Raw genomic sequence first — 13,988 nt, forward strand, 5'->3', positions numbered from 1 at the left:
AAAAATTTTCACACGACCCCAAGGATTGCCAAAGAGCTTTCGTCCAACGGACAAATGATGGCGATGATGCTGGACGAAAGCGAAGCCTCCGATAGCGAATTGATCGGACGCGCACGCGAAGGCGATAGAACGGCTTTCGGCGAACTCGTCGAAAGACACTACGGATTCGTCCACCGCGTCGCCTGGCGCTGGTGTGGCAACAGGTCGGATGCCGAAGACATCGCGCAGGAGGTCTGCGCGCGGCTTGGCCGTGCCATCCGCGACTATCGCGGCGGTTCTGCCTTCACGACCTGGCTCTATGCGATGACGTTGAATGCGGCGCGGGATATGCAGCGCAAATCGGCGCGGGAGACGGCAAAGACTGCCGCTTATGGCGTCCATGCCTTGGTTTCGGCAGATGGCCCGTTGCCGCCAGAAGACCCAGCCGAACGGCTATGGGCCGCGGTGCGCCAATTGCCTGACAAGCAGCGCGACGCGGTGCTGCTCATATATGGCGAGGGGCTGAGCCACGCGGCGGCGGCCGATGCGATGGCCATCGCCGAGACCACCGTGTCCTGGCACATCCATGAAGCGAAGAAACGGCTGAAGCTGCTCATGCGTTCGGCCGGGGAAGAGTGACCATGGTCGACGACAACGAACTCGACATGCTCCGGAATATACCAGTGCCCGCACCGAGCGCCGATGCCAAGGCGCGCGCACTGGCTGCGGCGATGGCTGCCTACGATCTCGAAATAAATCCGGCGGCCACCCAAGGATCGGCGAAAGGCCAACGTCTCACAGGGCGAGCACAAAAGCTCTGGAGAGACATCATGCAAAAGAAGCTGATCGCAGCACCGGCTCTTGCCGGGCTCGTTGCCCTGCCGATTGCCGGCTACGCCACATTTTATCTGACGGAAGGGTCGCCGTTCAATTTTGGCGCGGACCAGGAAATCGCGCAGGCGCCTGCTATGCGCTCGAAAGAAGCGCCGGCCGCTGCGCTGAAGAAGGCCGATGCGGAGACGGTACAGGTTACGTCGGCCAAACCATTGGCTGCTACCTCTCAAGCGGCCAGGGCCGAGGCAAAAGTGGCTGCCGAAGAAGCGGTTGTCATGAACGAGGCAGCGCCTGCACCGGCGCCGCTGGCGGATGCGGCGTCGCAAATGAGCCGCATGGCTGCGCCAACGCTGACGACCCAGCTGCAGGGTGAGATCGCGCCATCGGACATGCCGATGCCGCAGGCTGAAAACCGCGACCGCGTCGAGGATTTCAAGACCAATCCCGTACGTTCGGCACTTGAAGACCCGGTCTCGACCTTCTCGATCGATGTCGACACGGCGTCCTATTCCTTCGTTCGCCGCTCGCTGAAGGAGGGTGTCCTGCCGCAGGCCGACACAGTGCGGGTCGAGGAGATGGTCAATTATTTCCCCTATGACTGGAAGGGGCCTGAAACTGCCGCGACGCCGTTCAACACCACCGTCAGCGTCATGCCGACACCGTGGAACGAACACACCAAGCTGATGCACGTCGCCATCAAGGGTTATGACGTCAAGCCGGCGGAGCAGCCAAAGGCCAATCTCGTCTTCCTGATCGATGTATCGGGCTCGATGGACGAGCCGGACAAGCTGCCGCTGCTGCGCTCGGCATTCCGGCTCCTGGTCAACAAGCTGAGCCCCGACGATACTGTTTCCATCGTCACCTATGCGGGTGATGCCGGCACCGTGCTCGAGCCGACCAGGGCGTCCGACCGCGCAAAAATCCTGCGGGCGATCGATACACTGACACCGGGCGGTTCGACGGCGGGTGAGGCGGGCATCCGCGAGGCCTATCGGCTGGCGCAGAAATCCTTCGTCAAGGACGGCGTCAACCGGGTGATGCTGGCGACCGACGGCGATTTCAACATCGGCCAGAGCGACGACGAGGACCTCAAGCGGCTGATCGAGGACAAGCGCCAGTCTGGTGTGTTCCTGTCGGTGTTCGGCTTTGGTCGCGGCAATCTCAACGACCAGATGATGCAGACCATCGCCCAGAACGGCGACGGCGCGGCCGCCTATATCGACACGCTGGCCGAGGCCGAGAAGGTGCTGGTCGAGGATGCTTCCTCGACGCTGTTCACCATCGCCAAGGATGTGAAGATCCAGGTCGAATTCAATCCGCAAGCAGTCTCGGAATACCGCCTGATCGGCTATGAGACGCGTGCGCTCAACCGCGAGGATTTCAACAACGACCGGGTCGACGCCGGCGAGATAGGCTCGGGGCATTCGGTGACGGCGATCTACGAGATCACGCCCAAGGGCGCACCCCAGCAGATCGACAAGCTGCGCTACGGCGAGGCGACTGCCGGCAATGGCGGCGTGGCGAACGCCGACGAATATGCCTTCGTCAAGATCCGCTACAAGGCGCCGGACGGCGACACGAGCAAGCTGATCACCACGCCCGTGACCAAGGCGAATGAGGTCGCGAGCTTCGACGCGGCTGGTCCCGACCAGCGCTTTTCGGTCGCGGTCGCTGCATTCGGCCAGAAGCTGCGCGACGAGGACGCGACCGTGAAATTCGGCTTCGACAGGATCAGCGAGATCGCCACGGCCGCGCGGGGTAGCGATCCGTTCGGATATCGCGCCGAATTCCTGTCTTTGGTGCGGCTGGCATCGTCGCTGCAGGACAGCAAACAGTAGCGAGTGGCGGTGGCTGGCCGGCGGAAAGGGGCTTTCCGTCGGCCTTTCTTTTTGTATGTGTCTGCACGTGCGGCTTTGCAAATGTGCCGCCGAAGGGAGAGGCCATGGCAGACAGGCAGCTGGACGAATGGGACATCGCGCATGGCCGGCTTCGCTCTTTGTCATCGCGTGAGATCAAGGTCTTCTGGGACGGCTATCTCACCCGCCGCAACGACCCGCGCGTCCGTCATGGCAGTCTCTACTCGCGGTGGCGGCACGTATCCGACGATCTGGTCATTTCGTTGTACCTGACCAATCGCAGCGTCGGACTGTTCGTTCGGGGACAGCGCGGCGAAGGTCATGCCACCACCGCCAACCGGCTTTCTGCCTGGGAGCCTCAGCTGGGACTTGCACTCGACGCCAGTCTGAACGGCGAATACGACCTCTGTTACCTGACCCGAAATCCGATTGGGACGATCGATCCGGCCAATTGGCCGGAGGCTTGGGAATGGCTTGAGCGACAGGAAGAGCTCTACAGCCGCGTGCTCGGTGAAATTGGGTCGACGCCAGCGAGATCGGCTCAGGTCACTCGTTGACGGCGATCGGCGAGGCGCGCACCGAAGGGCTTTTTGTCTTTGGTTGCCGTCCGCCTGGCGTTTCCGAAAAACCTAATGTTTCGAACGCACTATCGGGCAGTTCGATCAAATGCAGTGTTTTTGAGGAAGGAGATGGCAAGACCTCGTGGCTAAGGCGGGGCGGGTGATGCGTAAGGGGACGTGCATGTTTATTGGCGGTCTGGGCTCTGGGCTCAGTCAGATTGTTCGACCGAATGGCAGGTCGATGCCGTCTTCGGATGGCGGGATTCAGCCGAGGCCGCTGCAGGCATCTGTCACCGCTGCGACGCAGCAGGATCCGATTGCGCGCAGCAGCTATGTCCATGTGCAGACAAAGCCGGCGCAGTTCTTTGCGATCTCCAGAGTTTTGGACACTGATGCCGGTGGAGCGCGCAAGATCGACAAGGATGTCGAAAATGCCCACCGGACTGCCTTGTCGGCGCTCAACAATGAGCGGTTTAGCCATGCGCTGGAACTGCTTTCGGACGTTGGCACATCGGACGTGGTGATAATGTTACAGCGAGCGGAAGGTTCGGGCATGGACTTCAGGTCGGCCCGCGCGATCTACGCCGAAAACAGCGAATAACCAGGCTTTGGGGCGGCCTGGCTGCCCCTATCATGACCATCGAGACAGGCCGGCGCGGGAAACCTCGCCGGCCTTTTCGCATTCACGGCAGCAGGCGAGGCAAAAATTTCTTACGTTGTATCTTGCAAAAGATATATCTTTGAATAGATATAGCTGCATGAAGCAACAATCCTGGAGAGGTACTCACATGTTCACCCCTCATTTCAATCATCGCTGCGGTGGTGCCTGGGCCATGTCGGGCCAGTCCGACGACAGCAGCAGGGCAGGCGGTCATCACGGCCGGGGCGGCCCGTTCGGGCGCCATCGTGGCGGACCATTCGGCGGGCGCGGGCCGCGCATGTTCGATCCCGGCGCGCTGCGCCTGGTCGTGCTTGGCCTGATCGCCGAGGAGCCGCGTCACGGCTATGACATCATCAAGGCGCTGGAGGCCAAGTTCCAGGGCGCCTATAGCCCGAGCCCGGGTGCGATCTATCCGATGCTGCAGATGCTGGAGGAGGCGGATCTCGTCGCCTCGGTCGCCAATGGCAACAAGCGTCTCTATTCGATCACCGAGCAGGGCCTAGCCTATCTGGCCGAGCATGCGGCTGAGCTCGAAAAGATCAACGCGCAGATCGACGAGGCCTCGGCGCAAGTCGGCGGCGCGGCGCTCGGCGAAGAGTTCAGGGCTTTGAAGTTCGCACTGTTCAGCCGCCTGCGCGGCGGTTCGCTCAGTGCGGCCCAGGCCGAAAAGGCCCGCGAAATCCTCAAGAAAGCGCGAGGCGACCTCGAAGACCTGTAATCCTGGCTGATAACGCCTGAAACAAAAAAAGCTCCTGCTGTCTCAGCGGGAGCTTTTTCGTGACATCGTCGCGCGTCGACTTGGACGCGCAACTTTCGTGTCTTAGACCCGGCCGCGACGGCGTTCGCGACGGCCTTCGCTGGTTTCAGTGGTGTTCGGCGCAGCGAGCTTGTTGCGCATCGGGCCGATGCGCTCGACGATCGCCTCGACGGTCGGGCGAACGTCCTTCTTGTGGGCGTCGAGCGCCTTGCGCATTGCCGCCAGGTGTTCGAACGAGGTGCCGCAGCAGCCGCCGATGATCCTTGCGCCGCCGTCGACCGCCAGGCGGACGTAGTCCGACATCAGTTCGGGCGTGCCGGAATAATGGATCTCGGTGCCACGGAATTCCGGGATGCCGCAATTGCCCTTGATGATGATGGTGGCATCCGGCTTGGCCTCGCTCATGTCGAGCAGCGAGGCAAGGATATCGGATGCGCCGACACCACAATTGGCGCCGACACCGAGCGGCGTCTGGGCCAGGCCGTCGACGACGCCGTGGATGTCCTTGGGCAGCAGGCCCATCATGGTACGGCCGGCCGTGTCGAACGAGCCGGTATAGGTGTAGGGCAGGCCGACGCGAATGGCGGCCTCGGCGGCGGCGCGGATTTCGTCCGGCGCCGACATGGTTTCGATCCAGGCGACTTCAGCACCGCCGGCCTTGAGGCCCTCGATCTGTTCGGCGAAGGCATCGACCGCCTCGTCATAGGTCATGGCGCCGAGCGGCACCAGAAGCTCGCCGGTCGGGCCGACGGAGCCGGCGACGATGACCTTGCGGCCGGCCTTGTCGGCGACGGCGCGGGCGATCTCGGCGGCGCGCTTGTTGAGTTCATGCACGCGGTCCTGGGCGTGGTGCAGCTTGAGCCGGTGACGCGTGCCGCCGAACGAGTTGGTCAAGATGATGTCGGCACCTGCCTCGACGAAGTTCTGGTGCAGCGCCGTGATCTTTTCGGGCGCGCTTTCGTTCCACAGCTCGGGCGCTTCGCCGGCCTCGAGGCCCATGGCGAACAGATTGGTGCCGGTTGCGCCATCGGCAAGCAGCACACCCTTTTCGGCCAGCAGGGCATCGATCGGATTGGTCGTCATCACAGCGACTTTCATATCTGGAGAATGGATAACGATATAAAGAAGTCTTTATATCTAGTCAATGATTGCGTTCGAGAAACGGCGCTACCGCGCGGTTGTGACCTCGACCTCGATCTCCGTGCAGATGCCGCCATTGGTGGGATAGTGGTCGACCGAACATGCGGTGACGACGAGCAAAAGGTCGCGCTCGGCGCGTAGCGTGACGGAGCCGCCGGGCGGATTGATCGAGGCAAACACGTCGATGCTGCCGTCCGGCTGCGGCAGCGAGTTCTGAAACAGGTCGACCGGATCAGGGGTGAAGGGCAAGCTGATGCCCTCTGTGGCCAGTGCGGCGTGCAGATTGTCCTGGCAATTGGGATGATCCTGAAACCCGGCACGCACGTAAAGCGCATGGTTGCAGGCTGGATAGAGCATGTCGTGCGGGCCTGGCGAGGCATCCTCGACCAGCGTCAGCAATGGCTCTCCGGTTGTGCCGTAGAAATGTTCGCCGACCTTCGGAAACAGCCGTTCGCCGATGTCGCGGGTGTTCGACGTGCTCAGCCAGTCCAGCATGTCTGTCGTGAACGCCCAGAGGTCGGCTACCTGCTGGCCCTTGGGATCGATGATGCGGACAAGGTCGCCGCGCGAGACGCGGATGGAACGGCCCGACTGGGCGGGCACCACGATACGATTCTGGTTTGACATGGTTTTCCTCGGAATGCGGCCGCACGCTGCCGCATTGAAGAGCAAAATTCAACCTGACCGATCAGGCCCAGCCGGCTGGAAATGATGCGACGGCCAGTCGTCTCGCGAACGCCGCCGTTTCATGAGCGTTGATGTCGGCCGCACGGATCAGGTTGTCGAAATGGCGTGTCAGGGTGCGGATCGGCTCGGTGGCGTAGAGCACGAGATACATGTCGCCGACATAGATCGCGGCGCGGGAATGGCCGAAGATTGTGTAGGGCACGGAATAGCGCATGCGCCCGTCATAGAGAAACAGGCGGAAGGTCGGGTAGAGGTCGTCGAGCAGGTCGGCCATGTGCCGCAACTGGGCCTTGCGGTCCGTGTCGGGAAAACCCGACCACACGCCGAGCCCGCGTGCAAAGATCTCCAGCGTGTGGCGCGGCATGCAGACCTCCATGTCGGTCTCGGGCCGGCGGTTGTAGTCGATGCGGTATTGCGTCTCGCCGGCCTGAACCTCGCGGCTCTTGTTGGAAATGTCGGCCTCATAGTCGATCAGCGCTTCGGTGCGCAAAAGGTCGGGTATGCCGGCCGGCACATAGCGGATCTTGGTGCCGGCGGCCTCGGCATGCCATTTGGCGATCAGCGTGCGTTCGAAACCGCCCGAGGCCTCCTCGATCTCGAGACTTTCGCGGATCTCGCCGGTGACGCCTTCGTCCTGGCTGAGGCCGAGCAGCCAATCGAGCGAGATCTTGTGCGCGGTGGCGATTGTCAGCAGCGTTTCGGCGCGCGGCAGACGGATCGTGGTGCCCGACAGCAATTGCGACAGCGCCGAACGGTCGATGCCGACCGATGCGGCAAAGGCCGACTGGTTGAGGCCGGAGCGCTGCAACAGCGCCTTGAGCCGCTCCCTGAAGACTTCGGATAGATCGCGCTTGTCCATGGCCTGTCCAATGGGGGAATGGTTTTGCGAACGCCCGGTTCCCACTCCACTCAAAATAGATTCATCGTCCCATTTGTTTACTAAACATAACATCTGCGGCTTAAGTAGCGCAATGTAAACAATCTGTGCGCATTGTCTCGTTGCAGAAACGCAAGCCTACTGACAGCATTATGTCAGGAATCATCGAGTTCCAGGCATCGAAGGACAGCAGGCAGAGCATGGCAAACAGGGGAAACAAACGCGGCACGACCACAGGGGTCGAATGGCCGACGGTGTTTCTCATTTTGGCCTGCTATGGCGCCTGGCTCCTTGCCGGCTTGCTGCTCTGGCCCGCTTATCCGGTGGTAACCCTTGCCGTGATGGCGCTGACGGTGGCGCTGCAGTCGTCGCTGGTGCACGAGGTGCTGCACGGCCATCCGACACGCGACGCACGTATCAACGAGGCGCTGGTGTCGCTGCCGATCGGTCTCGTCTGGCCGTATCGCCGCTTCAAGACCATCCACCTGCGCCACCATGCCGACGAGCGCCTGACCGATCCGTTCGACGATCCCGAAAGCTATTATCGCGCGCTGTGGCAGCACAGCGATCTGCCTGACGCAATGAAGCTCGTGCTGCGGATCAACAACACCATGGCTGGCCGCTTCGTGCTGGGGCCGCTGCTTGCCTGTGTCGGCTTCTTCATCGACGACGCCAAGGCGGTCATCGCGGGTGACAAGGCGATCCGCAAGGCGTGGCTGCTGCATGGCGCTGGCCTCTTGGTGATCGTGCCGATCGTCCAATTCGGCTTTGGCATTCCGCTGTGGCTTTACATCCTGGTGCCGGCGTGGCTCGGCCAGTCGCTGATTTCGATCCGAACCTTTGCCGAGCATCAGTGGTCCGAGCACCCCGAAGGGCGCACGGTCATCGTCGAGCGCTCGCCCTTGTCGCTTTTGTTCCTCAACAACAATTTGCACTTCGTGCATCACAAGAGCCCGACGGTTGCCTGGTACAAGCTGCCGGCGCTGTTTCGCGCCCGGCGCGAGGAATGGCTCAGGATGAACAAGGGCTATGCCTATCCGAACTATTTCGCGCTGATCAAAGCCTATGCCTTCCGCGCCAAGGAGCCGGTGTGTCATCCCGCGCTGCGCCGCGCGCCAGAACAGGGCAGGGCGTTTGTGCCGCGCGTCAGGGCGCGCAATGTCAACGGACTTGGCACAGCCCCCGTGCCGGCGGAGCCGCCGAAGGAATAGCTTTCGCTCCGCTTGCCAGTTCCAGCATTTAAGCCTGAAATGACATGATGACCGACTTCGTTGCCGCATTGCCGATGTATGATTGGCCTGAGATCAGCGATCAAATCGATGTGCAATGGGCCAAGCTGCGGACGGCGATCCGCAAATCGGGCATCGATGCGCCGGAAAACCTGGCTCGACGCAACGCCGACCTGCCGCCGGTGCCAGGTGATATCCGCGCCGGATCAGGCGCGGTCATCGCACCTGATCCGGCGACGTTGCCGCCCGACGAACTCGATCTGCCGACGCTATGGCGGCATCCCCGGCTGTTGTTCGGGCAGACCTGCTGGGGCCCTATGGAGACGACCGGCCTGGCGACGCAGGTCAGAGTGATCGGCCAACCAAACTATGACGGCATCGAAGGCGGGCGAGGCGAGTTCTATTCCAGTGCGATTGTCATCCGGCGCGGAACAGTCACCGCCGACAATGCACACGCGCCCGAGGGCGATGCGCCACTCATCCCGCTCGATCTGATCCGCGACAAGCATTTTGCCTTCAACAGCCATGATTCCATGTCGGGCTTCATCGGCATTTCGCGCGATCTTGCCGCCATGGGCGAAGGACTGCGGCTGTTTTCCGAACGCATCGAAAGCGGTGGTCACCGCGCCTCGATCATCGCGGTCGCCGAGGGCCGTGCCGATGTCGCGACCATCGATTGCCAGAGTTGGGCACTGGCGCAACGCTTCGAGCCGGCGTCAAGGGATGTCGTGGTGGTCGGCTGGACCGGCAAACGCAAGGGGCTGCCATTTATCACGTCCAGCTTGACGCCGGACGCAGTCGTTGCGGCGCTCCAGCAAATCGTAGCTGTCCAATTGCAGGATCAGCCGGCGAGTAATCTTTCGTCCAGCGGGTAGGTCGAAAGCTGCTCGTTGCCGGTCTCAGTGATGAGGATCTGTTCCTCGATCTTGACACCTTCATGCCCGCCAAGACGGCCGATATAGCTCTCGACGCAAAGCACCATGCCGGGTTCGAGCACGCCGTCTGGCGTATCAGCGGTCCAGTCGGCGGCGTGTGGCAAGGTCGGGTATTCGTCGGCGAGGCCAACGCCATGGTAGAGCACACCGTAGCGCGCTGGAAAACAGTCGGGTGGCGGCACCGCCGAGCGCTCGACCAACTCCCTGAACGTAATGCCTGGTTGCATCAGCGCCGTATTGTGGGCGATCTGGCCTGCGGCGATACGGTAGAGGTCGCGCTGTTCGTTTGACGGCTGGCCGTCGCCGCATAGCCAGGTGCGCGACAGGTCGGCGCAGAAGCCGTAAGGGCCGATGAGGTCGGTGTCGAAAGCAACAAGATCGCCGGACACAATCACCCGCGATGAGCATTCCTGGAACCATGGATTGGTGCGTGGTCCCGAAGACAAAAGCCGCGTTTCGATCCATTCGCCGCCACGGGCAATATTGCCGCGGTGCAGTTCGGCCCAGAGTTCGTTCTCCGAAATGCCGGGTTTGAGCGTTTGCTCCATCTCGCCCATGGCCGCCTCGCAAGCGACAATGGCGCGGCGCATGGCAAGAATCTCGTCAGCCGATTTGATCAGCCGGGCGTTTTCCATCACCGCTTCGCCATTACCGACTGATATGCCGAGCCGGGCGAGCGCGTTGACGCCTTCATGGTCGAGATGGTCGACGGCAATGCGGCTGACACCGCCGCCATGCTCGCGGACGAGGTCGGTGATGCCTTCAGCCCAGCGCCGCACTTTAAGATCGGTCAGCTCACCGCTGTAGAGATACATCCACGACACCGCCGGTCGAACCTCGTCGACCATGCCGGAATGGTCGGACAGGTGCTCGCAGGAGAAATAGTCGAACAGCACCACCGGCCCCTCGGTGGCGACGAAGCAATGGCGGGTCGGATTGTGCGCGACCCACAGCTGCATGTTGGTGCTATCGGTGGCGTAACGGATGTTGACGGGGTCGTAGAGCAGCGCGCCGGCATAGCCGCGCCGCTTGAGTTCAGCGCGGATACGCTCAAGCCGGTATTTCCGCATGGCGGGCAGGTTGGGCGCCGGGATGCCCGCGGCGGCCCACTCGGCTTCGGCGACGGCACCATAGCCCAGCACATGCTGATTGAGGGACGCCGCCTTGCTGCGCGCTTCGTCGCGCAACTGTTCGACCGAACCCGGCTCGAAAGGCATGATCTTGCGGTGACGGCCGAAGGTTATGCCGGTGTTCATCGCGGGCCGCCGAGGAGTCGACCCCCACTCCGGTTTGCTGCGCAAACCACCTCTCCCCCGTTAGACGGGGGAGAGGAAGGACGCCAAGTTCGCCGCTGCCTTTCCTCTCCCCCGGGCAGGGGGAGAGGTGCCGAGCGAAGCGAGGCGGAGTGGGGGTGATTGAGCGTCAAAATTGCCGACCAAGTCTGCGTGAATTTTATCCGCGCATCTTCTCGCCCGAGGGATCGAAGGGCGGCTCGATATTGATGCGGGCAGGCAGCCGGCGGCCGAGAATTTCGATCTCGAACAGTCCGTCAGCCTCGTTCTCGGCGAGTGCTGCCGGCACATAGCCCTGGGCCATCGATTTCTGCACATAGTGGGCGTAGCCGCCCGAGGTGACCCAGCCGACGACGCGCCAGTCGCCGTCGACGATGCCGCGCACCGCCGATGCACCATCAGCAGCAGCAGAGCCGCGAACCTCCTTGCCGGTCTCGTCAAAGCGTGGCGCGCCATAGCCGTGCGGCTTTTCGATCGTGCCGAAATCCTTGGCACCGACCTTGGCCCAGATCGGCTCGTCGCCCATCACGTCGGCATCATGTGCATCGACATAGAAGGAGACGCGGCGCAGTTTTGGCCCTTCGGCATGTTCCTTTGCGGCAGCCTCGCGGCCGATGAAGTCGTTCTTCTCGAGCTTGATGAAGCGGTCCATCGCGCCTTCGAACGGGCCGTAGATCGGCCGTAACTCGCGGAACCAGGTCGGGAAGTTTTTCTCAAGCCGCATGGAAAGCAGCGCGCGCATGCCAAAATCGACGATGCCGAACTGTTCGCCAGCATCCTTGATCGCCTTGTAGACGAGGCGCTGGTAGGCTGGCGCCATCCAGATCTCGTAGCCGAGATCGCCGGTATAGGTGATGCGGTTGACCATGCAGGGCGCGCCGCCGACAGCCATTTCGCGGAAGTCCATGAAGCGGAAGGCCTTGCTCGACACATCTTCGTCGACGAGCTTGGCAAGCAGCGCTTGCGACTTGGGACCAGCGATGGAAAGCCCGACAAGCGTCTGGTCGAAGCGGTGGATGCGCACTGAGCCTTCCTTGGGCAGGTGCTTTTCGAACCAGCGCATGTGGTATTTCTGCGCCGCCGACGAGCCCCAGATCATGAACTTGTCGTCGCTGGTTTTTGCGATGGTGAAATCGCCGATAAGCCGGCCGAACTCGTTGAGCATCGGCGTCAGCACGATGCGGCCCTTCTTCGGCATGCGGTTGGTCATCAGCCGGTTGAGGAAGTCCTCAGAAGCCGGGCCGGAGACCTCGTATTTGGCGAAGTTGGCAATCTCGGTCACGCCGACGCGCTCGCGGGTGGCGCGGACCTCGTTGCCGACGTGCTCGAAATCGTTGGAGCGGTGGAACGAGACGATATCCTTGGGCTCGGTACCTTTTGGCGCGAACCACAGCGGCGTTTCCAGACCCCAGCTGTCTCCCATGACAGCGTTGTTGGCCACCATCGTGTCATAGAGCGGGGTGGTCTGCGCCGGGCGCGCCGCCGGCAGTTCCTCATTGGGAAAGCGGATCGAGAAGCGGCGCGAATAGTTCTCTCGCACCTTGGCGTTGGTGTAGCGCAGGCTCGCCCACTCGCCCCAGCGCGCGACATCCATGCCCCAGACGTCGAAGCCAGGGTCGCCATTGACCATCCAGTTCGACAGTGCGAGCCCGACGCCGCCACCTTGCGAAAAGCCGGCCATGACGCCACACGCTACCCAAAAATTGGTCAGGCCCTGAACCGGACCGACCAGAGGGTTGCCGTCGGGAGCGAAGGTGAACGGGCCGTTGATGACTTGCTTGATGCCGGCGTTCGCAATGCCAGGGAAATGCTGGAAGCCGACCTCAAGCGAGGGCGCGATGCGGTCGAGGTCGGGTTCCAGCAGTTCGTGGCCGAAATCCCACGGCGTATTGACCGGCGACCACGGCTTGCAGGCCTTTTCATAGGTGCCGAGCAGGATGCCGTTGCGCTCCTGGCGTGTGTAGATCTCGCCCTTGAAGTCGAGCACGCCGATCATCTCGCGGCCGGTCTCCTTGTTGAAGGCCTCGACCTCGGGCATCGGTTCTGTCAGCAGATACATGTGCTCCATGGCAAGCACCGGCAGCTCGACGCCGACCATGCGGCCAATCTCGCGTGCCCACAGGCCACCGCAGTTGACGACGTGCTCGGCTCGGACCGTTCCCTGTTCGGTGACGACGTTCCAGGTGCCGTCTGCGTCCTGCGTCAGTTCCTTGACCGGATTGCGCAACACGATTTCGGCACCGAGCTTCTTCGCCGCCTTGGCGTAGGCATGCGTCGTGCCGGAGGGATCGAGATGGCCCTCGACCGGATCCCACATGGCGCCGACGAAGTGCTTTTCGTCCATCAGCGGAAACATCTTCTTGGCTTCGGACGGCGTGATCAACTCGGTGTCCATGCCGAGATAGCGGCCCTTGGCGTGCGCCAGGCGCAGGAAATCCATGCGCTCGGGGCTGTCGGCGAGCATGACGCCGCCGGTCAGGTGCAGCGAGCAGGACTGCCCCGAAACTTCCTCCAGCTCCTTGTAGAGCTGGACTGTGTAGGCCTGCAGCTTGGCGACGTTCGGGTCGCCGTTGAGCGTGTGAAAGCCGCCGGCGGCATGCCAGGACGAGCCGGAGGTCAGCTCCGAGCGCTCGATGAGCATGATGTCGGTCCAGCCGGCGCGGGCCAGATGATAGAGCACCGAGCAGCCAACCACGCCGCCGCCGATGACAACCGCTTTCACATGGGATTTCATGAGGTTATGTCCAGTTGTGCGTAAAATGAGTCAAGCGAGGTGGTCTGAGGGGTCAGGCGCTTGCCACGCCTTCGATTTCCAGAAGCCAAGCCTCGTCGAAGATGCCAGCGATGATCACCGACATCGCGATCTTGCGGTCGCCGAGCACTTCGGCGCGGATGCGGCGGTTGTCGAGCGCGTGAGCGCGGCTGGAAAGGAAGATCGTCACCTTGACCAGATTGTCGAGGTTCATGCCGGCTGCGTGCAGCTGCGCTTCAACATTGCGCCAAGCGAGCCAGCACTGGCTGTCGAAATCGTTAGGAACCGAGCCATCCTTGGCGACCGGAATCTGGCCGCTGATGTAAAGCGTGCGCGAATTGTTGGTCACCTCGATCGCCTGGGCGTAGCCTCCGGCGGGCATGGGGGCATCTGGCGAGTTGATCTCGCGTTTGTGCATGGGAAATCTCC

General features: G+C 62.2%; 13 protein-coding genes. 7 read left to right on the forward strand and 6 right to left on the reverse strand.

Annotated elements, in window-relative coordinates; translation table 11 throughout:
- Positions 1–57: 57 nt before the first annotated feature.
- The 5 genes from AC1RTB_RS22400 (at position 58) to AC1RTB_RS22420 (ending at position 4,608) form a co-directional block, all read left to right on the forward strand.
- Positions 58–618, forward strand: coding sequence for an RNA polymerase sigma factor (locus tag AC1RTB_RS22400; protein ID WP_492881064.1), 561 nt, complete (start codon positions 58–60; stop codon positions 616–618).
- A 2-nt stretch (positions 619–620) separates the two neighbouring features.
- Positions 621–2,651, forward strand: coding sequence for a vWA domain-containing protein (locus AC1RTB_RS22405; protein ID WP_492881065.1), 2,031 nt, complete (start codon positions 621–623; stop codon positions 2,649–2,651).
- A gap of 104 nt (positions 2,652–2,755) precedes the next feature.
- The gene (locus AC1RTB_RS22410; protein ID WP_492881066.1) at positions 2,756–3,226 is read left to right on the forward strand and encodes a hypothetical protein; all 471 of its coding nucleotides are present in this window, start codon (positions 2,756–2,758) and stop codon (positions 3,224–3,226) included.
- Positions 3,227–3,410: 184 nt separating this feature from the next.
- Positions 3,411–3,830: a hypothetical protein gene (locus tag AC1RTB_RS22415; protein WP_492943840.1), complete on the forward strand. Its 420-nt coding sequence runs from the start codon at positions 3,411–3,413 to the stop codon at positions 3,828–3,830.
- 187 nt (positions 3,831–4,017) lie between these two features.
- On the forward strand, positions 4,018–4,608 hold the full coding sequence (locus AC1RTB_RS22420; protein WP_492881068.1) for a PadR family transcriptional regulator: 591 nt from the start codon (positions 4,018–4,020) through the stop codon (positions 4,606–4,608).
- A 102-nt stretch (positions 4,609–4,710) separates the two neighbouring features.
- Here the strand turns inward: AC1RTB_RS22420 and bmt are convergent, their stop codons facing one another.
- The 3 genes from bmt to AC1RTB_RS22435 form a co-directional block, all read right to left on the reverse strand.
- Positions 4,711–5,730 carry a betaine--homocysteine S-methyltransferase gene (gene bmt / locus AC1RTB_RS22425; protein WP_492881069.1) on the reverse strand — a complete coding sequence of 340 codons (1,020 nt, stop codon included), beginning with the start codon at positions 5,728–5,730 and terminating at the stop codon, positions 4,711–4,713.
- 84 nt (positions 5,731–5,814) lie between these two features.
- Positions 5,815–6,414: a DUF1989 domain-containing protein gene (locus AC1RTB_RS22430; protein WP_492881070.1), complete on the reverse strand. Its 600-nt coding sequence runs from the start codon at positions 6,412–6,414 to the stop codon at positions 5,815–5,817.
- Positions 6,415–6,475: 61 nt separating this feature from the next.
- Positions 6,476–7,333, reverse strand: a complete 858-nt coding sequence (locus AC1RTB_RS22435; protein WP_492881071.1) for a helix-turn-helix domain-containing protein — start codon at positions 7,331–7,333, stop codon at positions 6,476–6,478.
- 218 nt (positions 7,334–7,551) lie between these two features.
- On the opposite strand from AC1RTB_RS22435, the gene AC1RTB_RS22440 reads away from it, so the two are divergent.
- Together AC1RTB_RS22440 and AC1RTB_RS22445 are read left to right on the forward strand one after the other, a co-directional pair.
- The gene (locus AC1RTB_RS22440; protein WP_492881072.1) at positions 7,552–8,562 is read left to right on the forward strand and encodes a fatty acid desaturase; all 1,011 of its coding nucleotides are present in this window, start codon (positions 7,552–7,554) and stop codon (positions 8,560–8,562) included.
- Positions 8,563–8,609: 47 nt separating this feature from the next.
- On the forward strand, positions 8,610–9,455 hold the full coding sequence (locus tag AC1RTB_RS22445; protein ID WP_492881176.1) for a phosphate/phosphite/phosphonate ABC transporter substrate-binding protein: 846 nt from the start codon (positions 8,610–8,612) through the stop codon (positions 9,453–9,455).
- Here AC1RTB_RS22445 and AC1RTB_RS22450 read toward each other — a convergent pair.
- The 3 genes from AC1RTB_RS22450 to AC1RTB_RS22460 all read right to left on the reverse strand — a co-directional run bounded on the left by AC1RTB_RS22450 (position 9,422) and on the right by AC1RTB_RS22460 (position 13,977).
- Positions 9,422–10,771, reverse strand: a complete 1,350-nt coding sequence (locus AC1RTB_RS22450; RefSeq protein WP_492881073.1) for a M24 family metallopeptidase — start codon at positions 10,769–10,771, stop codon at positions 9,422–9,424. The two genes, AC1RTB_RS22445 and AC1RTB_RS22450, sit on opposite strands and share 34 nt — an antisense overlap.
- Positions 10,772–10,967: 196 nt before the next feature.
- On the reverse strand, positions 10,968–13,541 hold the full coding sequence (locus tag AC1RTB_RS22455) for a GcvT family protein (RefSeq protein ID WP_492881074.1): 2,574 nt from the start codon (positions 13,539–13,541) through the stop codon (positions 10,968–10,970).
- A gap of 52 nt (positions 13,542–13,593) precedes the next feature.
- Complete coding sequence (locus AC1RTB_RS22460; protein ID WP_492881075.1) at positions 13,594–13,977, reverse strand: RidA family protein; 384 nt, start codon at positions 13,975–13,977, stop codon at positions 13,594–13,596.
- Positions 13,978–13,988 lie beyond the last annotated feature (11 nt).

The organism is Aminobacter sp. GW821-FHT11F06 (assembly GCF_058808215.1).